This window comes from Mucilaginibacter myungsuensis, from assembly GCF_015222005.1.
GTDB classification, from domain to species: Bacteria; Bacteroidota; Bacteroidia; order Sphingobacteriales; family Sphingobacteriaceae; genus Mucilaginibacter; species Mucilaginibacter myungsuensis.
The window spans coordinates 49963-72661 of record NZ_JADFFL010000008.1 but is presented as its reverse complement, the minus strand read 5'-3'; the positions used below and the strand labels follow the sequence as shown (position 1 = coordinate 72661).

16 protein-coding genes and 1 tRNA gene are annotated in these 22699 nt (G+C 47.7%); 7 read left to right on the top strand and 10 right to left on the bottom strand.

Annotation, left to right across the window (positions count from 1 at the left end):
* Window positions 1-61 precede the first annotated feature (61 nt).
* The 3 genes from IRJ16_RS18260 to IRJ16_RS18250 form a co-directional block, all read right to left on the bottom strand.
* A complete protein-coding gene (locus tag IRJ16_RS18260; protein WP_194113081.1) occupies window positions 62-1006 on the bottom strand; it encodes a ribose-phosphate pyrophosphokinase in 945 nt (314 codons plus the stop codon).
* A gap of 116 nt (window positions 1007-1122) precedes the next feature.
* Window positions 1123-1193 (bottom strand) — tRNA-Gln (locus IRJ16_RS18255).
* A 184-nt stretch (window positions 1194-1377) separates the two neighbouring features.
* On the bottom strand, window positions 1378-2511 hold the full coding sequence (locus IRJ16_RS18250) for an acyltransferase family protein (RefSeq protein ID WP_194113080.1): 1134 nt from the start codon (window positions 2509-2511) through the stop codon (window positions 1378-1380).
* Between the two features lie 300 nt (window positions 2512-2811).
* Between IRJ16_RS18250 and IRJ16_RS18245 the strand changes: the two genes are divergently transcribed.
* On the top strand, window positions 2812-5967 hold the full coding sequence (locus IRJ16_RS18245) for a glycosyltransferase family 117 protein (protein ID WP_194113079.1): 3156 nt from the start codon (window positions 2812-2814) through the stop codon (window positions 5965-5967).
* Window positions 5968-6315: 348 nt separating this feature from the next.
* On the opposite strand, the gene IRJ16_RS18240 is transcribed toward IRJ16_RS18245, so the two are convergent.
* On the bottom strand, window positions 6316-8292 hold the full coding sequence (locus IRJ16_RS18240; protein ID WP_194113078.1) for an alpha-ketoacid dehydrogenase subunit alpha/beta: 1977 nt from the start codon (window positions 8290-8292) through the stop codon (window positions 6316-6318).
* A gap of 69 nt (window positions 8293-8361) precedes the next feature.
* On the opposite strand from IRJ16_RS18240, the gene IRJ16_RS18235 reads away from it, so the two are divergent.
* Window positions 8362-9201 (top strand): DUF4198 domain-containing protein, encoded by an 840-nt coding sequence (locus IRJ16_RS18235; protein WP_194113077.1) that lies wholly within the window; start codon window positions 8362-8364, stop codon window positions 9199-9201.
* Between the two features lie 266 nt (window positions 9202-9467).
* Here IRJ16_RS18235 and IRJ16_RS18230 read toward each other — a convergent pair whose 3' ends face one another.
* Both IRJ16_RS18230 and IRJ16_RS18225 read right to left on the bottom strand, forming a co-directional pair.
* Window positions 9468-11288, bottom strand: coding sequence for a serine hydrolase domain-containing protein (locus IRJ16_RS18230; protein ID WP_194113076.1), 1821 nt, complete (start codon window positions 11286-11288; stop codon window positions 9468-9470).
* The gene (locus tag IRJ16_RS18225) at window positions 11275-12939 is read right to left on the bottom strand and encodes an amidohydrolase (protein ID WP_317174017.1); all 1665 of its coding nucleotides are present in this window, start codon (window positions 12937-12939) and stop codon (window positions 11275-11277) included. Before IRJ16_RS18225 ends, IRJ16_RS18230 begins: the two co-directional genes overlap by 14 nt.
* Before the next feature lie 95 nt (window positions 12940-13034).
* Here IRJ16_RS18225 and mutL point away from each other — a divergent pair, with 95 nt between their 5' ends.
* The 4 genes from mutL to IRJ16_RS18205 are packed head-to-tail and all read left to right on the top strand — an operon-like array spanning window position 13035 to window position 17671.
* Window positions 13035-14900: a DNA mismatch repair endonuclease MutL gene (gene mutL, locus IRJ16_RS18220; RefSeq protein WP_194113075.1), complete on the top strand. Its 1866-nt coding sequence runs from the start codon at window positions 13035-13037 to the stop codon at window positions 14898-14900.
* A 26-nt stretch (window positions 14901-14926) separates the two neighbouring features.
* Complete coding sequence (locus IRJ16_RS18215) at window positions 14927-15661, top strand: rhomboid family intramembrane serine protease (protein ID WP_194113074.1); 735 nt, start codon at window positions 14927-14929, stop codon at window positions 15659-15661.
* A gap of 35 nt (window positions 15662-15696) precedes the next feature.
* Window positions 15697-16560, top strand: coding sequence for a rhomboid family protein (locus IRJ16_RS18210; RefSeq protein WP_194113073.1), 864 nt, complete (start codon window positions 15697-15699; stop codon window positions 16558-16560).
* Window positions 16550-17671, top strand: a complete 1122-nt coding sequence (locus tag IRJ16_RS18205; RefSeq protein ID WP_194113072.1) for an endonuclease/exonuclease/phosphatase family protein — start codon at window positions 16550-16552, stop codon at window positions 17669-17671. The genes IRJ16_RS18210 and IRJ16_RS18205 overlap by 11 nt, the downstream gene beginning before the upstream one ends.
* 9 nt (window positions 17672-17680) lie before the next feature.
* Here IRJ16_RS18205 and IRJ16_RS18200 read toward each other — a convergent pair whose 3' ends face one another.
* On the bottom strand, window positions 17681-18616 hold the full coding sequence (locus tag IRJ16_RS18200; protein WP_194113071.1) for a hydrogen peroxide-inducible genes activator: 936 nt from the start codon (window positions 18614-18616) through the stop codon (window positions 17681-17683).
* A gap of 78 nt (window positions 18617-18694) precedes the next feature.
* Window positions 18695-19102: a winged helix-turn-helix transcriptional regulator gene (locus tag IRJ16_RS18195; protein WP_194113070.1), complete on the bottom strand. Its 408-nt coding sequence runs from the start codon at window positions 19100-19102 to the stop codon at window positions 18695-18697.
* A gap of 94 nt (window positions 19103-19196) precedes the next feature.
* Between IRJ16_RS18195 and IRJ16_RS18190 the strand changes: the two genes are divergently transcribed.
* On the top strand, window positions 19197-20075 hold the full coding sequence (locus IRJ16_RS18190) for an NmrA family NAD(P)-binding protein (protein WP_194113069.1): 879 nt from the start codon (window positions 19197-19199) through the stop codon (window positions 20073-20075).
* 149 nt (window positions 20076-20224) lie between these two features.
* On the opposite strand, the gene IRJ16_RS18185 is transcribed toward IRJ16_RS18190, so the two are convergent.
* Entirely contained in the window at window positions 20225-20848 is a 624-nt protein-coding gene (locus IRJ16_RS18185) for a chloramphenicol acetyltransferase (protein ID WP_194113068.1), read from the bottom strand.
* 3 nt (window positions 20849-20851) lie between these two features.
* Window positions 20852-22687 (bottom strand): glutamine--fructose-6-phosphate transaminase (isomerizing), encoded by a 1836-nt coding sequence (gene glmS / locus IRJ16_RS18180; RefSeq protein ID WP_194113067.1) that lies wholly within the window; start codon window positions 22685-22687, stop codon window positions 20852-20854.
* Window positions 22688-22699 lie beyond the last annotated feature (12 nt).

The following is a 22699-nucleotide window of genomic DNA, read 5'->3' as shown; positions in this document are numbered from 1 at the left end:
ATTTAGCGCTCATAATTCAAATTGAGGTTACCATGAACCATCAACAATGAACCATGAACCTTTAGTCTACCTTAAACAATTGACTGATCGACCCGTGCTCGTTCACGTTAGTGATAGCAGCGGCGAACAGCTCGGCTGTTGATAGTTGTTTTATTTTGTCACTCTGTCCTTTCAACGGGATGGTGTCAGTAACGATCAGTTCGGTCAGTACCGAATTTTCGATCGTCTCGTAAGCCTTGCCCGATAATAAAGCATGGGTACAAACCGCGCGGACGCTATTCGCGCCTTTATCCATGATCAAACCAGCTGCTTTTGAAAGCGTACCGGCCGTATCGCAAATATCATCGATCAGTACAATGTCCTGACCGACCACATCACCGATCACCGTCATCGACTCAATCTCGTTAGCACGTTTACGGCGTTTATCGCAGATAACCACTTCGGCGTTAAAGAACTTGGCAAAAGTACGTGCTCTGTACGATCCGCCCATATCCGGCGAAGCGATGGTCAGGTTAGCCAATCTTAAGCTCTTAATATATGGTACAAAGATGATCGATGCATCCAGGTGATCTACCGGGATGTCGAAAAACCCTTGTATCTGTGCAGCATGCAGGTCCATCGTCATAACACGGTTGATACCTGCCGCAACTAATATATTAGCCACCAGTTTTGATCCGATAGCCACACGTGGCTTATCTTTCCTGTCCTGACGAGCCAAACCAAAATAAGGGATGACCGCAGTAACATAATGTGCCGAAGCACGGCGGGCCGCGTCGGTCATCATCAACAGTTCCATCAGGTTATCGACCGGCGGGTTAGTGCTCTGTATCAAAAACACATCGCAACCCCGTACCGATTCATTAAAGTGTGGCTGGTATTCGCCATCGCTAAAGCGCGATATCGCTACATCGCCTAACTCGCGGCCATATTTTTCAGCAATTTTTGCAGCAAGCTCTTCTGAGCCTGAACCTGAGAATAATTTGACCGTGTTGAATTGTAAAGGCATTTTGATGTCGGATGTTACCCTGCTTGACTATACACAACCTGTTTAAACAATTTCGGACCTCTAATGCTCAAGGATATAAATCCAAAATTGAACATCCGAGGTCCGAAATTTTTTAGTTGCCCGACCAGGATTCGAACCTAGACAAACGGTACCAAAAACCGTCGTACTACCATTATACTATCAGGCAATCCACTACCGAGAGTTACCTCCCGAATTGGATTGCAAATATACGGCGATATTTTTAATCTCAAAATTGAATTTTAAAAAAATTTAAAGTTTTGTTTTGACCACAAAATGACGTCAATATATCTGCCTGTTTAAGAGGAATTTCTATTCGAAGGGCCTCTTAAACTTTTTTCATCATCTATCCGTCACACCCGCAAAAACACCTTCTTTTGATACATGAAATACAAAAACATCCACTTAATGAGCAGGTATGTGCAGGCCGCCACCACTAAATTAAAAGGCCCGCCCAGCAATTGATGCAACCAACCGAACAGCGCTGAGTTGGCAAAGTTAAAGTCGATAAACTTTTTTATCATGTAGATCAGGATCGAATTCATACCGATCACTTTAAAAAAGAAAGCCCATTTGGTGTAGCCCTTCACATCAATAATGTAGTAGAACAGCGCCATCAGCAACAAACTGATGCCACCAACGTTCAGCACAAAGGAGCTTGTCCACAAGTTCTTATTGATAGGGAAAACTAAATTCCATATCCAGGCCAATGCGATCAAGATCACACCTACCATCACCATCCGCCAAACTTTCTTCATTTGTGGCAAGCCGGTCTTTTTAAGCGTAAGTCCGGTGAGGATACCTAATAATCCCGTGCTGATCGCCGGGATGGTTGAGAATAACCCTTCCGGATCGTGTATCCCTAAATATAACTTGCCCGGCATCAGGCATCTGTCCGCATAAGAGGCAAAATTACCCGCCATGGTAAGATCGCCGGCCGGAAAGCCTGGTGCTGAACCAAACATGAGTATCAACCAATAACCAATGATGAAGGACCAGAACCAAAAGATCAGCCACCGCTCGGCCGCGTACAGGTAAACAATGCCGGCAAACATATATGCTAAACCAATGCGTCCTAATACCGATCCGAAACGCAGTTCGGATATAGGCGTTAGATGTAGTCCATCGTTATTATAGATGATACCGAGCAAAACCAAGATCAACCCACGTTTGACCACTCTCAATAAAAGCTTATTGCGCGATACACCTTTTTGCAAAGCGCTGCCAACAGAGAACGGCGTCGACACTCCCGCCATAAACAGGAACAGCGGAAAGATAAGATCGTAAAACCTAAAACCATTCCAATCCGGGTGGATCAGCTGGGTCGACATCCATTCAAATACCGGCCAGTGAGTAGCTTTAGCCAGCTCATGAAAAACGGGCTCCAGCCCCATTATCCAAACCATATCAAAGCCGCGCAGGGCATCTAAAGACTGTAAGCGTGTCGGTGTTTCCTGAAGATCGTCGGGGTGGCTGGTTGCTGTCATTATTTAATTGTGGGTTTTTGACGCAACAAGATAAGTTTATTTTTGAAAAGCAATGCCGGTGCACTGATCAAAGTTTGTTCCCGCTATCCACTGCAAGCCCTCCCTTTGGTCGGGGCTTTCCGCTACTATCGGGTTTGTGGATGAGCGGCTGTCTATTAACCTGATCTATCAGCACTCCCCCCGCGCGTAACGCGCTTTCACTCGTTAAATTATGTTAAACTCTTTGCCTTATAATAAAACATGCCGGATGTTTTACTAATTTCGGCCAACTAAAACAGCACTTATATAGTAAACTTCGACATGAATTACGCTAAGATCAATAACATTTTTGGCTGGCTGGCCTTCCTTATCGCGGCGGTGACCTACACCCTCACGCTCGAACCTTCTGCAAGTTTTTGGGATTGCGGTGAGTTTATCGCCTGTATCTACCGTTTGCAGGTAGCTCACCAACCGGGTGCGCCTTTATTCACCATCATTGGTAAAGCGTTCTCGCTGTTATCAATGGGCGATATCCACAAGGTAGCTTATTGGAGCAACATGGCATCGGCCATGGCCAGCGCGGCCACCATTTTGTTCCTGTTTTGGAGCATCACGGCCTTGGCAAAAAAGATCTTGATCAAAAAAGAAGGTGATCTTAACCTGACCAATACTATCCTGATAATAGGTGCAGGTTTGGTTGGCGCTTTGGCTTATAGCTGGTCTGATACTTTCTGGTTCTCGGCTGTCGAATCCGAGGTTTACGCAGAATCATCGCTATGTACCGCCATCGTTTTCTGGGCCATCTTGAAATGGGAAGCCCACGCCGATGAGCCATATGCCGATCGCTGGTTGATATTCATCGCCTACATCATGGGCTTATCTATAGGTATCCACTTACTTAACTTGCTGGTTATCCCGGCTATCGCGGTGCTGATCTACTTCCGTCGCTCAAAAGAGACCACTGCCGCCGGTACCATATGGTCATTTGTACTGGGTGTAATTGTACTGGGTATCGTGCTTTGGGGAGTGATCCAGTTCTCGGTAAAGGGCGCGGCATTCCTGGATCTGCTGTTCGTTAATTCGTTAGGATTCGGCTTCGGCAGCGGCGCGGTGTTATTTTACCTGTTACTGATAGTGGCGTTAGTGCTTGGCGTTTATTATACTATTAAACCGGTCACAGCATACATTATCGCAGCTGCAGGCATATTGGTATTACTGGCTACTTTAAGTGCAGGCGCAAGCAGCGCAGGCAACGGCATACTGGCATTTGTGGTATGCGCTATCGCGTTGGCAGTGTTAGAATACGTGGTCAAGATCCGCCAAAAACGCTATATCCTGAATATGGCATTAGTGAGCGTGATGATGATCTTGTTCGGTTACAGCTCCTTTGTAATGCTGGTGATCCGCGCTAAAGCAGGTACCAACCTGAACAATAGCGATCCGCAAGATGCTTTCACCCTGAACAGCTACCTTAACCGTGATCAATATGGCGATACGCCTTTATTATACGGCCCTTATTTTGACGCCAAGCCCGAATCAAGCGGCGAAGAGGGCGCTGCGATCTATCGCCGTGGCAAAGATAAATACGAGATAGCCGGTCATAAACAAAAAACAACTTACGATCATAACACCATATTCCCGCGGATGCACAAGGAAGAGCGTGCACGTTTTTACAGGCAATGGATGCAGTTAGGCCCAGATGAAAGGCCAACACTGGCTACCAACCTTGGCTTCTTCCTGAGCTGGCAGATCAATCAAATGTACACCCGCTACTTTCTTTGGAATTTTGTGGGCCGTACTAACGAGATGGATGGCCAGAACAGCAGCGGCAGTATAGATGGTAACTGGGCCAACCCGTTAAAAGGTGGCAAGGCGTATCCTTATACTGTTACGGATAGTAAAGCGTTCAACAAGATGTATGGCCTACCGCTGATCATTGGTTTGATCGGTGCGGTATTCCACTTTATGCGCAGGCAAAAAGATGCCGGTATTGTGGGCTTGCTGTTCTTCTTTACAGGTTTGGCCATTGTGCTTTACCTTAACCAGGATCCATTGCAACCACGCGAGCGTGATTATGCTTACGCAGGCTCTTTCTATGCCTTTGCGATCTGGATAGGTTTAGGCGTATTGGCCATAGCCGAATTCCTGAGCAAAAAGATCAACCCTAAAATGGGCGCTATCTTAGCTACCGTAGTATGTTTATTGGCAGCGCCAATACTAATGGCCAGCCAGGAATGGGATGACCACGACCGCTCTACCAAATACACCCCGCGCGATATGGCCAGCAATTACCTTAACTCGTGCGCTAAGGATGCTATCCTGTTCACCTATGGCGATAACGATACTTATCCGCTGTGGTACGCACAAGAGGTAGAGAATGTCCGCCCGGATATCCGCATTGTTAACCTTAGCTTACTGGGTACCGATTGGTACATCCGCCAGATGAAACAAAAAATGAACGAATCGGCCCCATTGCCGATCACCATGCCTAACGAGAAATTCCAAGCTGGTGTGCGCGATGTGACCTACTTTGCAGATCGCAACATAGCCGGTTCGACAGAGCTTAAAGATGTGTTCGATTTTATCACTTCTGATGACAATGCCGTAAAAGAGCAGTTGTTTGAGGGTGCACCCGAAATGAACTACCTGCCTACCAAAAACCTGAAGATGACGCTGAACGCCGATCAGTTAGTGAAAGACGGCGTGATACCTGCGGCAGATAAAGCGAAGATCCCGGCTATTATGGAGTGGAAATACCGCTCTAACTACGTAACCAAGGATAACCTGGCCATGATGGACATTCTATCGCATAACAACTTTAAACGCCCGGTTTACTTTACCATAACTGTTGGTAGCGACAACATGATGGGCCTGGATAACTATATGTACAACGAAGGTTTTACATATCATTTATTGCCTATCCCTATCGATACCGCGGTCAACCGTCCGTTAGAGGCTACCAATACGATGGCCATGTATAACAACATGATGACCAAGTTTAAATTCGGTAACTTTAAACACGCTAAGTTTTTGGATCACGAGTCGCTAACGATGTTCTACCCGATCATCTTGAAACAGTTCCTACTGCTGGCCGATCACCTGATCAAAGAAGGCAGGACCGACCTGGCCCAAAAAGCATTGGCTAAATTTGATGCGGAGATGCCTAACCTTACCCCTTATCCGGCAGTGGCCTACTCTAAAGAGTTTTTAGCGCAAACTGCTTACCGTGCAGGTGCTGATAAGTTGGCCGCCAAATGGTCTAAAGAGGTGAACGATGTTGTGGTTAACCTGTTAGATTACTCGGTAAAAGCTACCCAGGCATCAGAGCAGGTAGATAACGAGAATATTGAGATAAGCATTGAGGTACTGGGCAACCAGATCCGTACTGCCAAAGCCTTCCATCAAGATGCACTGGCCGATAAGTATATGGCCCAGTACAAAAACTACGCAACCAAATTAAATATAAACCTGCAATAGAATTTTATCTAACGATAATATCCAAGCCCCGCGAACACATCGCGGGGCTTTTTTGGGCCTGTTAAAACTTACTACCCGAAAGACATCCGATCGCTAAACACGCCACATGTTCACGCGTGAACACGAGGCACCCAACAAGTGTAACACACTCAATATCAAGGCTATTTTACAGAGCCGTGAACATCAGGCAAATTGAGAGGTGCCACAACAGCCTTACTATCAATTATTTAACCTAAAAAAATGAGACTTTGACGCAATATGCCTGTGAACATACTTTTGCGACAATAGTACCTAATATTTAAGCTTTGACAATGAGCTATTAATGTATTCTTACAGCTATCGCCTTCATCAATACCCCAACAACCTCCCCATCGCCTCTTCCAATCTCGCCTTCGCTAAAAAGTCGTCCTCTAAAGCGCGGCTCATGGGGATGGCGGTGTCTAAGCTTGCACAACGCATCACCGGGGCATCCAGACTGGAAAAGCAATGTTCGGCAATATGAGCGGCTATTTCGGCGCCGAAGCCGCTGGTTAAAGTATCTTCGTGCAGGATAAGTGCACGGCCGGTCTTGCGTACGCTGGCTTCCACCGTTTCTTTGTCCCAGGGCTGCAGGCTGCGCAGGTCTACCAGTTCGATAGATAGGTCAGGGTGCTTGTCAGTATATTCCAAGGCCCAATGCACGCCCAACCCGTAGGTGATGATGGTGGCCCGGGATCCTTGTTTAACGATGTTGGCTTTGCCTATCTCTATGTAATAGTCGTCATCGGGCACATCGCCGGTGATGCTTCGGTACAGGTATTTGTGCTCAAAATACATTACCGGGTTAGGGTCGGCAATGGCGGCCATTAGCAGGCCCTTGGCATCGGCAGGGAAAGCGGGGTAAACCACTTTCAGTCCGGGTGTTTTAGTGAACCACGCCTCGTTACTTTGCGAGTGGAACGGTCCCGCTCCTGTCCCCGCGCCCGTCGGCATGCGGATCACCACATCCACATTTTGCTCCCATCGGTAATAGGTCTTGGCCAAATTATTTACGATCTGGTTAAAACCTGTGCTTACAAAATCGGCAAACTGCATTTCCATCACGGCCTTGTAGCCGTTCAACGACAGCCCCATTGCAGCACCCACAACCGCCGACTCGCACAGCGGCGTATTGCGGACCCGCCCGCGACCGAACACCTCAACAAACCCTTCGGTGATCTTAAATGCACCACCGTATTCCGCAATGTCCTGCCCCATCAGTACCAGGTTGGGGTATTTGTACATGCTCATGCGCAAGGCATCGCTAATGGCATCAATAAAACGCTTATTGGCATAGTGCGATGGTGGCTTTACGGCCGGCAAGGCAAATGGCTTGTACATATCGGCCGCTTCGCGTTCGGCGTCTGGAGTAGGTTCAAGTTCTTTAAAAGCTGCCTCTACCTGCTGTTCTATCGCCGGGCCAAACTCATTTTTAAGGTAAGGCACCCAATCCTCGCGCAAGATGCCTTCGCGGATCAGGTAGTCCTCAAAATTTTTAACGGGGTCTTTAGCCGCCCAATCAGCAATAAGTTGTGGCGGCACATATTTCACCCCCGAAGCTTCTTCGTGCCCGCGCATCCTAAAGGTGATGCACTCCAATATCACGGGCCTTGGGTCGCGGCGCATGCTTTCAGCCAATTCTTTTACAGTGTGATAAACGTCAAGTACGTTGTTGCCATCTACCACCCTGCCCTCTATGCCATAGCCTGCCGCTTTACCGGCCAGGCTGGTGGTTTTGTATTGTTCGTTCGTCGGTGTCGATAGCGCGTAACCGTTATTCTCGATCAAAAATATCACCGGCAAATTCCACACCGCGGCGATATTGACCGCCTCATGGAAATCGCCCTGACTGGTAGCGCCCTCTCCCGTAAACACTAACGTCGCTTTCTTTCGTTTCGACAATAGATCGGCCAAAGCGATACCATCTGCCAGCGCCATTTGCGGGCCAAGGTGCGATATCATGCCAATGATCTTGTGCTCCTGCGACCCGAAGTGGAAAGAGCGGTCGCGGCCTTTAGTGAAGCCGGTCTCCTTTCCCTGCCATTGCGCCATTAGTTTAGTAAGCGACATACCGCGCGTGGTGAACACACCCAGGTTGCGGTGCATAGGCAAAATGTATTCATCTTTTTGCATGGCCAAAGTAGCACCCACGGCAATGGCCTCCTGCCCTATCCCCGAGAACCATTTACCTATGCGGCCCTGCCGTAAAAGGATCAGCATTTTCTCTTCGATAGTGCGCGGCCATAGTAAAGCCTTATAAAACGCCAATAAAGTGTTGGTATCGAGATTTTTTTTATCGAAGATCATCACAGCTAAGTTAATGATCTTTTAAAACTTTGTATGTTTGGAGCAATTCTGTACGTTATTAGTATTAACATGAAATTTAAAGTTCTGCTACCCTTTTTTGCCTTGTTTTTAGTTGCGGTATCGGCAAAAGCACAGGATACCTATCTGGCCGCTCAAAAGTATTTTGTACACAAAGGCGATAAGCTGGACATCTACCTGCTCAGCGGCGACCAGTTCAAGGATATCGACGAATTTAAATACGACTCTACCGCTACCGAAAAATTCAACTGGTACATCGGCGGCAAAAAGACCGACCTTAAACCGGCCGCTAAAGACAGCGCCTCGCCTGTTTTTGTTAACCCGATGAACACGATCGGCCTGTCGCTGATAGAGATGGTGCGCCGAGGACCTGTGAACAGTGTGGAGCGCGAAGATTACAGCAAACGCCTGGCCGAGGACGGCATGATCAAACTGGCCGAAACGGTGGGCAACAGCAACCAATCTACCTTTAAAGAAAAAAAGACCACCTTTTTAAAGACCATGATCATGGTTGACAAACCTACAGGCAACGACTTTGAAAAGCAATTAGGTCACGAGTTTGAGATCACCCTGAAAAAGAACCCTTATAAAATGAATTACGGCGACGAGATAGTTGGCACCCTGCTTTTTAAAGGCAAACCCCAACGCGCCGCCAATGTGGATGTATATGTAAAGGTACCAAGCGGTAACGTTTATGTAGATCATGTAAGCACTAACGAGAAGGGCGAATTTGCCGTGATCACATCGCGCGAGGGCGTTTACATGCTACGCAGCGCCATGACCGAACCATCTACCACCACCGATGCCGATTTTTCTACCGTGCAAACGGCCTTCACATTCCTGTTCAACAGCAAGAATGATGATACGATGGATTGGGTGAGGAAGAAGTGATAGGGTGACCGGTAAAGCCGGTTAATACCCCTTATCAAAGCAACTGCAAAGTGCACTGCCGCTGCTTTCCCCTAATTTAGGGGAAGACCGCTGTCCCTGCTAAAGAACTGGCGTTAATAAGGGGTAATTCGGCGTGAGCTTACGTCCTATCAACAATTGCAAAGCGCACTGCCGCTGCTTTCCCCTAATTTAGGGGAAGACCCACTGTCCCTGCTAAAGCACTGGCGTTAATAAGGGGTAATCCGGCTAAACACAAAAAAAGGGGCTTATTTAAGCCCCTTTTCTATTGCACTGATCGCCACATCCTGTATGCGGCCCCGAATGGATAATCCGGATAATTTCTCGCTCACCTTGGGATTAACCCTGTTGGATAAAAATACATAGACCAAGCCACGTTTGGCATCTACCCAAAAGCAGGTGCCGGTGTAACCTGTATGCCCAAAGGTTTCCGGACTGGCCAATTCGGACGGGTATTTTTTGCTTACCTCAGGGTCCCATCTGTCGAAACCTAAACCACGGCGACTAACAGCCGATTGCTTGGCCGTGAAAAGGTCTACCGTTTCGGGTTTAAAATATTGGGTACCGCCGTAGCTGCCTTTGTTCAATATCATTTGATAAAGGATAGCAAGGTCGTTTGCTGTTGCGAACAATCCTGCATGACCAGACACACCGGCTAGCATACCCGCTCCCTGATCATGCACATAACCCACCAGCAGTTGCTTGCGGAAGGTGGCGTCATTCTCGGTCGGGATGATACGGTCCTTAGGGAAACGATATAGCGGTTGGAAACCCGCACCTTGCATGCCCAGCGGATCATAGAAATTCTTTTGGGTATAAACATTAAGCGGGGTCGCGGTAATGGTCTCTTCTATCTCTTTAACAATATACATGCTCACGTCGCTGTATACATACTTGCCACGTGTACGCAATGGCGATACCAGCATTTTAGGCCAGGTAACATCGCGGAAATAGTTTTTACGCAGGAACAAGTTTGCCGCGATCTTGGTCGGGAAATCGGCTGATGAATCCGGGCGCATGTCTGCCGGTTTCAGGTCTTCCCAGGTGCGTACGTCAGGGATCAGTCCGGCTTGGTGCGTTAACAGTTCGCGGATCTTCAGATCGCTTTTATCGCTTTTGCGGGCGGTGGCAATGTAAGTACCGATGGTGCTGTCCAGGCCAAGTTTGCCCTGCTCGTATAGTCGCATAGCTTCCATGGTAGTAGCGCCCACTTTGGTGATGGATGCCAGGTCGAAGATATCAGTGACCTTATCAGGATCTACCTTGTCGTAAGTATGATAACCGTAGGCTTTGTTAAAGATCACTTTGCCGTCTTTAGCTACCAATACTACACAACCGGGTGTGGCGCGTTCGCGGATGGCTTCGGCAGCTATTTTATCTATTCCGGCTAAATTCTCGGCATTGATACCGGCCTCTTCCGGTACGGTATATTGCAGGCGGGTCTTGTTAGTTATCGAACCGGTTTGCGCGGTGTACTTAGGTGAGAATGTCCTTGGCAAAGTTTGAGTGATGGATACCCCGCCGAATACTGCCTGGGCAACGTATTGGGCCGATACCGCATTAGCACGCTCGGTCCAGATGATCGGCGCATCCACAGCATCCAACTTAGCCAAAGCGCTGCCACTGCCCGATACCACCAGCACCAAATTTTTGATCTTTTGCGTGCTGACGATGTAATTGACCAAAGCCGGGTTGTCCAGGTCAACATCCGTTAACGACAGGATGATGGTATTATACATCTTCAGGTCGTCGGACAGATTGTCGATATTTTTCAGGCCGGTGTAGACGGAGCCGTTAATGGCATCTACCTTGGCATATTTGTTTAGCAAGCTATCAAATTGGGCAGCGAACTGATATTGAAAATGGACACTGGCAAATTTAACATTGGCCAGATCGCGGATAGGGATCTGGAATTGCTTGTTGTTGAGCAGCACCGTAGTGTTGGCCACCGTTTGCTGGTCTTTTATAAATTTTAGATTGGTTTGATGCGGGGTTTGGGCACATGCCGTATTGAACAGGATGCAAACCGCACCAACCACAGGGAACAGCCCCCATCTATTTTTTCTCATACACTTTTTCTCCATTTACGTAAGTACTTAGCACTTTCACGTTAGGTAGTTCGCCACCTTTAACTTTCATAATGTCCTGATCCAAGATCACAAAATCGGCGTATTTGCCTACCTCGATGCTGCCTTTTTCTGCCTCTTCAAAGTTAGACTTAGCTGCCCAGATGGTCATACCCTTCAACGCTTCAACACGAGAAAGCGCATTCTCCATTTGGAAACCATTAGCAGGGCGGCCCTCAAGGTCTTTTCTCACTACCGCTGCATAGAACGTGTATAACGGGTTAATGTTCTCGACAGGGAAATCTGTGCCCAGCGGGATCCAGCCGTTGGTGTTCATCAGGTCCTTATAAGCGTAGGCGGTTTTGATGCGCGGATCGCCCAGGCGTTTCAAAGCCCACACCATATCTGATGTAGCATGCGTTGGCTGTACGGATGGCACGATATTATTATCGGCAAAGTATTTCACATCATCGGGCGATACGATCTGCGCATGCTCTATCCTCCAGCGGCGATCGTTCTTACCCTTTAACAGGTTAGCGTAGATCTGCAGGATAGCACGATTGGCAGAGTCGCCGATGGCGTGGGTACACATTTGGAACCCTTTATCGTAGATATTTTGGGCCACTTCTTCAAAGTGTTTACGGTCACTCAGTAAAAAGCCACGCCATTTAGCCGAGTCGGCGTAATCTTTTAGCAGACATGCGCCACGTGAACCCAAAGCTCCGTCGGCATATACTTTAAAGGCTCGCACATTTAATCCCGGCGACTTGAACGCGCCGCGTTTAAAGAGGTAATCATAATTTTCAGGTCGGTCGGACAGCATCGCATAAATTCGCATCTTAAGCGATCCTTTACGTTGCAGCTGATCAATAGTATTCACCATCTGGTAATCCAGCCCGCAATCATCAACAGTGGTTAGGCCAACGGCAAAGCAATTATTCTGCGCGCCTAACAGTGCGTCCTGTGTCATTTGCTCAGTTGGCGAAGGTATCTTACGGGTGACTATGCCCACGGCGTTATCAACCAAAATACCGGTCAGTTTGCCGTTGATCATTTCTATTTTGCCACCTACGATGGTCTGTCCGGGTTTAACACCAGCAATATTTAAGGCGGCCTGATTAACAATGGCGGCATGCCCGTCAATACGGGTCAGGATCACCGGGCGTAGCGGGAAAAGTGAATCTAATAATGTCTTTTCGGGGAAATTCTTTACTTTCCAATCGTTCTGGTCCCAGCCGCGGCCAACTATCCAGCCGTCGGCGTTGCGGGTAGCAAAACTGTTAACGGTATCTAAAACAGCTTCCCAACTTTGGGTGCCTACCAGGTTAGCGGTTTGCAGGTTAAGTCCGTAGTTATAAAAGTGGGCGTGGGCATCAATAAAACCCGGGTAAACCGGCTTGCCTTGCGCGTCGATGACGGTCTTGGCGTGGTAGATATCTTCTAAACTATCGGCCTTACCAACGGCTACTATCTTGCCTGCATTTACCACAAAAGCATCGGCGGTGGTAAACTTATCATTGACGGTGTAAACCAGTCCGTTCTTCACCAATAGGTCGGCATTGTATTCTTTTTGCTTGCACGACGTTATGGCGGCTATCAGCAATAGTGGCAGTAATTTCTTCATCAGATCAGCAATGGCACAGTTTAAGTGCACGGTAGTGTGTAATGCTATATACAATTAACAAACCGTAAAGTTATGGCTTCAAATTTTTAATTTAGCATCGAAAACGAAATAGGGGGATCTTTTTAATGAGCGATATTATACAACTTTTACCTGATGCGGTGGCTAACCAAATAGCGGCGGGAGAAGTTGTACAACGCCCCGCGTCGGCCGTAAAAGAGCTGGTAGAGAACGCCATAGACGCCGGGGCAGATAAGATACAATTGATACTGAAAGATGCCGGCAAAGCCCTGATCCAAGTGATCGATAACGGCAGCGGCATGAGCGTGACCGACGCGCGGATGTGCTTTGAACGCCACGCCACATCCAAGATCCGCAAGGCCGAAGATATTTTTAGCATCCGCACCATGGGTTTCCGTGGTGAGGCGATGGCATCCATAGCGGCCATTGCTCAGGTGGAATTAAAGACCCGCCGTCATGATGATGAGTTGGGTACGATACTATTGATCGAAGGATCTGAGGTGATGAAACAGGAGCCTTGCCAATGCAGCGCGGGCACTTCTATCTCGGTCAAAAACCTTTTTTATAATACACCCGCACGACGCAACTTTTTAAAGAGCAACCCGGTAGAGACGCGCCATATCATTGATGAATTTCAACGGGTGGCATTAGCGCATCCCAATATTTTCTTTACCATGCATCATGATGGTCAGGAGGTTTTTCACCTGCCGGCCGCTACGCTTAAACAACGCATAGTGCATTTGCTGGGTACCAACTATAATCAGCGCCTGGTACCGGTGGAGGAAGATACATCCATCATCAAACTGCACGGTTACGTTGGCAAGCCCGAGTTTGCCCGCCGAACCCGTGGCGAGCAGTTCTTCTTTGTCAACAATCGTTTTATTAAGGATGCTTATTTAAACCATGCAGTGTCGGCAGCATTCGAAGAGTTGCTGCCTGATGATTGCTACCCGTTATATGTACTCTTTATCGATATCGATCCGTCGCGGATAGATGTGAACGTGCACCCTACCAAGACCGAGATCAAGTACCAGGATGATAAGGCGATCTATGCCATCATCCGATCGGCGGTTAAACGGGCCTTGGGCAAATACAATATTACCCCAAGTTTGGATTTTGAGATAGATAACAACATCCAGCACATGATCACGCCGATGGCGGTAGAGGATATCGTTGCACCAACCATCGCTTTCAACCCGGAGTTCAATCCATTCGAGAAGAACAATAAAGGTACCATTACCCCTGCCCCAAGCTACAGCGGCGGCAGCGGCAGCTATCAAAGAAATGCGATACCGAGCAATTGGGATACGCTGTATCAGATCAGCAAACGCGAGGAAGTGGTACAGCACGAGATGGAGGTAGATACCGAGACCATCACTATAGAAGATAAACCGGTACACAAGACCAGCGAGCGCCAACTGTTCCAGATCCACAATAAGTTCATCCTGTCGCAGATCAAATCGGGCTTTATGCTGATCGATCAGCAGGCCGCGCATGAGCGGGTGCTGTACGAGCGGTATCTGGTACAATTGGATAACCACTCGGGTGTTAGTCAGCAAAGTTTATTCCCGCAAACGGTTACCTTGCACGGCAGCGACTTTGAATTGCTGAAAGAATTATTGCCTGACATCCGCGCACTCGGCTTCGACATCCGCGAGTTTGGACCGAATACTGTGGTTGTTGATGGCGTGCCTGCCGACCTGAGCAATACCAGCGAACATGCTTTATTAGAGCACCTGCTCGAGGGCTTTAAAAACAACATGGCCATTTTAAAGTTAGATAAGCGCGATAACCTGGCCCGTGCCCTGGCCCGCAACGCGGCCACCAAGAGCGGAACGGTACTATCCTTAGAAGAGATGAATGTACTGATCGATCAGCTTTTTGCCTGCCAAATGCCAAATTTAGCTTTGAATGGTAAGCCCGTGATCAGTACCTTTACCATGAACGAATTATTAGAACGATTTGATAAATAGTCCCGTATAAACGGACTAACACTACTATGATACAAAACCCTTTCGCAAACCTCACACCGGTGGTAAAAAACCTGGTGATGATCAATATCGTTTTTTTTGTAGGCGCTTTTGCGCTGGGATCGGCCAACGTATTTGATATGGATAAGTGGCTTGCCGTTTACTATCCCGGCTCGCCTAATTTTAGGTTATGGCAGATCGTTAGTTACATGTTTATGCATGGCGGCCTGTGGCATATCGCTTTCAACATGTTCGCGCTGATATCTTTCGGGCCGATCATTGAGCAAAGCATCGGCGATAAACGCTTTCTGATACTCTATTTCGCCAGTGGTTTTGGGGCGTTGCTATGCCAATGGGGCGTGCAAGCTGTAGAGATACAAATGATCACCGGTCATTTATTTGTTCCGGACGTTGATGCATCAAATGTGGCTACCTACGCGCCTTACCTGTCTTACGGGATGGATAATGCCACTAAATTGGGCGGAATTTATAATGGCAGTATGGTAGGTGCATCCGGTTCGGTATTCGGCGTACTGGTGGCATTTGCAATGCTATATCCCAATATGGAGCTGATCATATTCCCCTTACCTATGCCCATTAAAGCGAAATTTTTGGTGCCGGGATATGTAATATTGGAATTAGTGCTGGGAGTTAACAACCACAGTGGCGATTCTGTCGCTCACTTTGCCCACCTTGGTGGCGCCATTGTTGGGTTTATTATAATAAAAGCTTGGGGGTACCGCAGTAACGGCAACTTTTTTTAGGCATTTGAGTTATCTTTAAGAGAACACAATACGCTATGGCAACTATCTGGAACGACACCCGCTACAAATTCATGCAGTCAGGCAGTAAGCTTGGGATCATATTAGCTATCAACGTTGCCGTTTTTGTGATTTTTAACCTGCCTACTTATTTTGGCTACCAGCCGCTGATGGCTTTTGCTAACGAATATCTGGCCTTGCCGGCATCGCTAAGCAAACTGCTTTACCGGCCTTGGACGGTTATTACTTACATGTTCGTGCATGCCGGTTTTTTGCATATCCTGTTCAATATGCTTTGGTTGTATTGGTTTGGGCAAATGTTCGAGAATTACCTCGGTTATAAACGCACCTTGCTGCTTTACTTTTTAGGCGGACTTGCGGGGGCGGCGTTATTTTTGGCAGGTTACAACCTGTTGCCTGGTTTTGCCGGTTCATCATTATTGGCAGCATCTACCGTGGTAGGCGCATCGGCATCGGTAATGGCCGTTGTTGTGGCCACGGCTACCTTGTTGCCCGATAACCGCATCCATTTAATGCTGATCGGTGCTGTACCTTTAAAATGGGTGGCCATGTTTTTAGTGATCATTGATGTGGTAGGCGTAGCAGGCGCTAATGCCGGCGGTGCTATGGCACACCTTGGCGGGGTGCTCATTGGTTTTATTTATATGAAACAACTACAGCGCGGTAACGACTGGAACAAAGCCGTGACCAGCGCGCTATCATCCAAACCTAAAATGAAGGTGATCGTAGGCGGTGCTGCCGAACGCTGGCGGGCCAACTCTACTGTACCTAAACAGGATGAGATAGACCGTATCCTGGATAAAATATCAGCCGACGGTTACGATAGCCTAAGCAAACAAGATAAAGAGACCTTAAAACGGGCCAGCGAGCATGATCATTAAGAAAACCGGTCTCAACTTTTTCGACAAGTTTGTATTGTGGCTTAATTGGGGGGCTGTGATCGCCTTGATCATCGGCTATTTTGCGCCGGTGACCGATCCCCGTACGTTTTGGCCCGTCGCTTTTTTTGGATTAGCTTATCCTCCCATATTGCTGGCCAATGCCTTATTTGTTGTGTATTGGCTATTCCGTAGCAATAAGTGGGCGTTACTATCGGCTATTGGCATATTGGCCGGCTGGAATATTTTAAATAACAACATCGGATTTAGGATGCCTGTCCGGACCGTGAACCGATCTGACAGTTCGGTTTTGCGGGTGATGAATTACAATGTGCACAATTTTAAAAAATACGGCGAGAATAACGATGGCTCTACCCGTCACGAAATATTAGAGATAATTGCACATGAGCAACCAGATGTGATCGGCATACAAGAATTCTTTTCGCGCAAGCGGGGAGAATATGCGATGATCGACTCCGTAAAAAAAAGGCTTAAGACCGATCATTACTATTATGTTCCATTTATGGGGACCAAAGATGATGGCATCGGTATAGCGGTTTTCTCTAAATACCCTATCGTTAATAAAGGTATCCTTTGGCTATCAGGCCGCGAAGCAGAAGGAAGCAATAATTGCCTATATGTCGACCTTAAACGTCCGGATACCACGCTGCGGGTTTACACCGTGCATTTACAGTCCATCAGGTTCGACCCGGAGGACTACCAATATCTAAGCGGCGTGTCTAAAGAGGGTAAAGCAGATGTGGAGAGTTCGCGTAGGATAGGCGCTAAACTGAAACGTGCCTTTTTAAAACGAAGTGAGCAAGTTGCTGAAATGAGACGTAAAATGGCCGAAAGCCCTTACCCCTATATTGTTATGGGCGATTTTAACGACACGCCATCGTCATACGCTGTTAACCAAATGGCCAATGGGTTAAAGAATGCTTTCCGCGAGAAAGGTTCGGGATTGGGGCGCACCTATAACGGCGATTTTCCTAACTACCAGATCGACTACATTATGGCCAGTAAACATTTTGATGTACTGACCTATGGTGTTATCCGCAAAAAATTGTCCGACCATTATCCGATCTACAGCGATATACGTTTGCGCAAGTAAGCACGCGTATTAGATCTCCATTATCTCTTTCTTTTTACGGCTGCGCATACGCTTTGGCACAAAATCAATTATCTCGTTTTTCAGCGCCTCTATCATGCGACGTTTTAAGAAATTCCGTTGGATGACCAGGCTCACTTCTCTCGCCGGCTCGGGCGACTTGAAGTACCGCACCCTATCCAGTTGTTTTTCGGATAATTCAGACAAGGCTAACTCGGGCAGGATGGTGGCGCCATTGTTTTGATCTACCATGCGTTTCAGCGTCTCTACGCTGCCGGTGTTATATTCAAAGTGTTGGAAATTTTGTGTAGACCGGCGTCGCTGACAAATGTTCAGCACCTGTTCGCGCATGCAATGGCCTTCGTTCAATATCCAGATCTCTTCCAGATCAATATCTTCGGGGCTGATATTTTTCTTTTTATTCAGCTTACTGCTTTTGGATGTGTAGGCCACAAAGTTCTCGTAAAAAACGGGGATCTCGGTCAGCCCGGCTTCGTGCAGTGGGGTAGATAACAGGCCGCAATCTATCAAACCTAATTTCAATTGTTGGATGATCTGCTCAGTAGTTTGCTCCCACACTACCAATTTTACCAGCGGATATTTCTCGATGAATTTGGTAATGATCCGCGGCAACAGGTAAGGCGCAACGGTAGGGATAATGCCGATCTTTAACTCGCCCGATAGTTCTTTTTGGCGGTCGCTAACTATCTCTCTTATCTTTTGGTTCTCGGCCAAAAGGATTCGTGCCTGCGCAATGATCTCCTCCCCTATCTCGGTCGGCACTACGGGTTGCTTACTGCGATCGAATAGTTTTACGCCAAGATTGTCTTCCAGCTTCTGCAACTGCATACTCAGGGTTGGCTGGGTAACAAAACATTTTTCGGCGGCCTGTACAAAATTACGGTAGGTATCTACGGCGACGGCATACTCTAATTGAACGAGGGTCATAGTAGTTATAGCTTTAATCTATTCAAAGATAATATTCTCATCATTGTTTTCTATAGACAGGTATGGATTTGTTGACCGCTACGCTATCGCCCCCTGATCCAACAGAACCTGCGGGTCTTTATCCGAGACCGAGCTATCGCGATCCTTTTGTTTAAAGGCCCAATCTGCCATGGCATACATTACATCCTTTAAACCCGAACCTGCGCTTGTGAGCGTGTAAGTTACATAGGGAGGCACAACGGGTTTAGCCTCGCGGATAAGCAGTCCATCGGCTTCCAATTGCTTTAAATGCTGGATCAGCATTTTTTCGGTAATAGCGGGTATCGCCTTCTTCAATTCGCTGTAACGTTTGCTGCCGCTTAGCAGATGGAACAATATGATCGGTTTCCAATAGCCGCCTATCTTTTCCATCACGTATGTCACGGGACATTCATTTAACGCTACCTGTTTATTGGCCTGTATGGTGGAGTTCTCTTTGATCTTCATGAAACTTCATACCTACTTTAGGGTAAGTACTTGTAAAAAAGTAAGTACAAAAATACCTTTGTCATCAACAAAAAACAAATAAATATTCCAAACCATGAAAATTACAGTAACAGGCTCATTAGGTAATATCAGCAAACCATTAGCCACACAATTGATCGGCGCTGGCCATCAGGTAACCATCATCAGCAGCAATGCTGATAAGGCAAAAGAAATAGAAGCCTTAGGCGCGACAGCAGCTATCGGCTCATTAACGGATACCGCATTTGTGACCGACGCCTTTACCGGTGCCGACGCGGTCTATACTATGATACCACCAAATTTATTTGCCGAGGACTTTAGGGCATCGGCCAATCAGATCAGCGATAGTTATGTGGCGGCCATCAAAGTGTCGGGCGTTAAACAGGTAGTTCATCTAAGCAGCGTGGGCGCTCAGCACAGTAGCGGCACCGGACCGATCATCAGCGCGCATGATGCCGAAAACAAGTTGAATAAGTTAGATGGAGTAGATGTCCGTTTCATCCGCCCGGCGTTCTTTTACACCAACTTTTTAGGGAATATCGGGCTGATCAAACAAGCAGGCATCCTTGGCAGCAATTATCCTGCGGACACACGTTTGATCCTTGTTCACCCTGCGGATATCGCTACGGTTATCGCCCGAGAGATACAACAACCCATCAGCGGCAAAAGCGTCAAATACGTTTACAGCAGCGAACATACCCCGACCGAAGTAGCAGCTATATTAGGCACAGCCATTGGCAAACCCAAACTACCCTTTGTAGAATTTACCGACGAGCAACAATATGACGGATTGAAGCAAGCAGGCATTTCAGCCGATATGTCTAAAAACTACGTGGAACTGGGCGTAGCTGCACGGACCGGTATCTTATGGAGCGACCTTGATGCGCAGGGTGCTGCAAAAGGCAACATCAGCCTGGAAGAATTTGCGAAGGAGTTTGCGCAGTATTTTAATTAAGCTTGTTATTTAACCACAAAGGGCGGTTAATTTGTAGAGACACAATACCTCGTGTCTCCCATTTGCAAGGCAAATTGCAAGGTTGACCTATACGGCGGGAGACACGAGGTATCGTGTCTCTACAAAACCCTTTGTGGCTAATAATAAAACTACTCATCCAACACCCCCTGGAACAGCTCAAAAAATTGCCCCAGGTGATAGCCATCAACCAAACCATGATGAACATGCAGGTTATACGGCATTAGTTTGCGCCCGTCAACCTCGGTCAGTTTACCTACTGATACCTTTGGACAAGTATCACCATGGGCTTGCTTGGTAGCTTGCGAAATATGCGTGTATTTGATCCAGGGCAGCGCCGAAAAGTGGATCACATTTTGTAAAGGCGGCACCGTGAACAATCCCGGCAGTGACTTCACCCGCGCGATCTCGGCCGTTACGCCTGCGCAAAACTCGCGCAGATCGGGGTGATAAATAAAGTGCGAGAAGCCGAACGTATGATCATCGCGCAGCACGGTGGCCGACATATCTACCCGGTCGCATATCTCTACCTCGTCGCCAACAATACGGTAACGGAAATTGTCCAACTCGTTCATCACCTGCAGGGTTTTGTGCAGGTAGTAGATGTAGAACGATACACCCAACTCTTTGGCGCGGGCATAAGCTCGGGTCATATCCACATCAACGGTTACACCGTAATACGGTTCATCGAAGGTTTTAAAGAACAGGAAATGTTCCTTCCTGTTCCAATTCTCAATGTCTAATTTCTGATTCATTGTTTATTCTACCGTTACCGATTTGGCCAGGTTACGCGGCTGATCCACGTTGCAACCCCGCATAACGGCTATATGGTAAGACAATAATTGCAGCGGAATTGTGGCAAGCAGCGGCACAAAAGCTTCGCCTGTTTGCGGTATCTCTATCACGTATTCGGCCAGATCACGAACAATCGTGTCGCCTTCGCTTACGATCGCGATCACGTGTCCGCCACGTGCTTTAACTTCCTGTATGTTACTCACCACTTTCTCGTACGATGAATGTTTGGTAGCGATGAACACCACCGGCATATTCTCGTCGATCAAGGCGATAGGGCCGTGTTTCATCTCGGCCGCAGGATAACCCTCGGCGTGGATGTAGGATATCTCCTTAAGCTTTAAAGCCCCTTCTAAAGCCACCGGGAACGAGCTACCACGACCTAAAAATAGGAAATTAGCTGCATCCTTAAATTTCTCGGCAATAACTTTGATCTGATCGTTCGACTTTAGGGCACGCTCAACCAATGCCGGCACCTCGTCCAACTCGGTCAGGTATTCTATCAATTTGCTTTGGGTGATGGTACCGCGTTGCTGGGCGATGTAGAAAGCCATCAGGGTCAACACGGTGACCTGGGCAGTAAATGCCTTGGTAGATGCCACCCCTATCTCCGGACCGGCGTGGGTGTAAACGCCGGCATGGGTAATGCGTGGAATAGACGCGCCAACCACATTACAGATACCAAATATGGTCGCGCCTTTCTCTTTAGCCAACTCGATAGCGGCCATGGTATCGGCCGTCTCGCCCGATTGGGAGATGGCGATCACCAGGTCCTTCTCGGATATAATGGGATTGCGGTAACGGAACTCCGACGCATATTCAACTTCTACCGATACACGGGCATATTCCTCTATCAGGTACTCACCCACTAATCCGGCATGCCATGATGTGCCGCAGGCTACAATGATGATACGGTCGATATTCTTCAGTTTCTCAACGTATTCCTTAATACCGCCCAATTGCACCAGGCCTTTGTTGGGGTAGATACGTCCGCGCATACAATCGCGAATAGAGCGGGGCTGCTCGTAGATCTCTTTTAACATAAAGTGATCATAGCCGCCTTTCTCTAAGGCCTCTAATTGCAGGTTCAGTTTTTGGATATAAGGGATCTGTACCGTGTTGTCGATATTCTTCACCAGCAGATCATCGCGGCGGATATAGGCCACCTCGTTATCGTTAAGGTAGATCACATTTTTGGTGTACTCTACAATAGGCGTCGCGTCGGATGCGATAAAGTATTCGCCTTTACCCACACCGATCACCAGCGGGCTGCCTTTACGGGCCGCGATCAGCAGATCAGGATGGTCCTGGCTCATGATCACGATGGCATAAGCGCCAACAACTTTATTCAGGGCTATACGCACCGCTTCTTCTATCTCCAGGCCGGTCTCGTTACGGATGTCCTCTACCAAGTGGATCAGCACCTCGGTATCGGTATCGCTTTTAAAGACGTGGCCTTTGCTTTGCAGGGCCTCTTTAAGCGTAGCGTAATTCTCGATAATGCCATTATGGATGATGGTGAGCTTGCGGTCGCCCGATGAATGCGGGTGCGAGTTACGATCGCTTGGTGCGCCGTGCGTGGCCCAACGGGTGTGGCCCATACCAACGGTACCGCCAACGTTAATGTCTTTAACAAAATTTTCAAGATCAGCTACTTTGCCGGCCTTTTTATAAACCTTAAGGTCTTTATTGATCAGGGCTATACCGGCGCTATCGTACCCGCGATACTCGAGCCTGTGCAAGCCTTTAATGATGATGGGATAGGCATCCCTATGCCCAATGTAACCTACAATTCCACACATAGATAGGATATT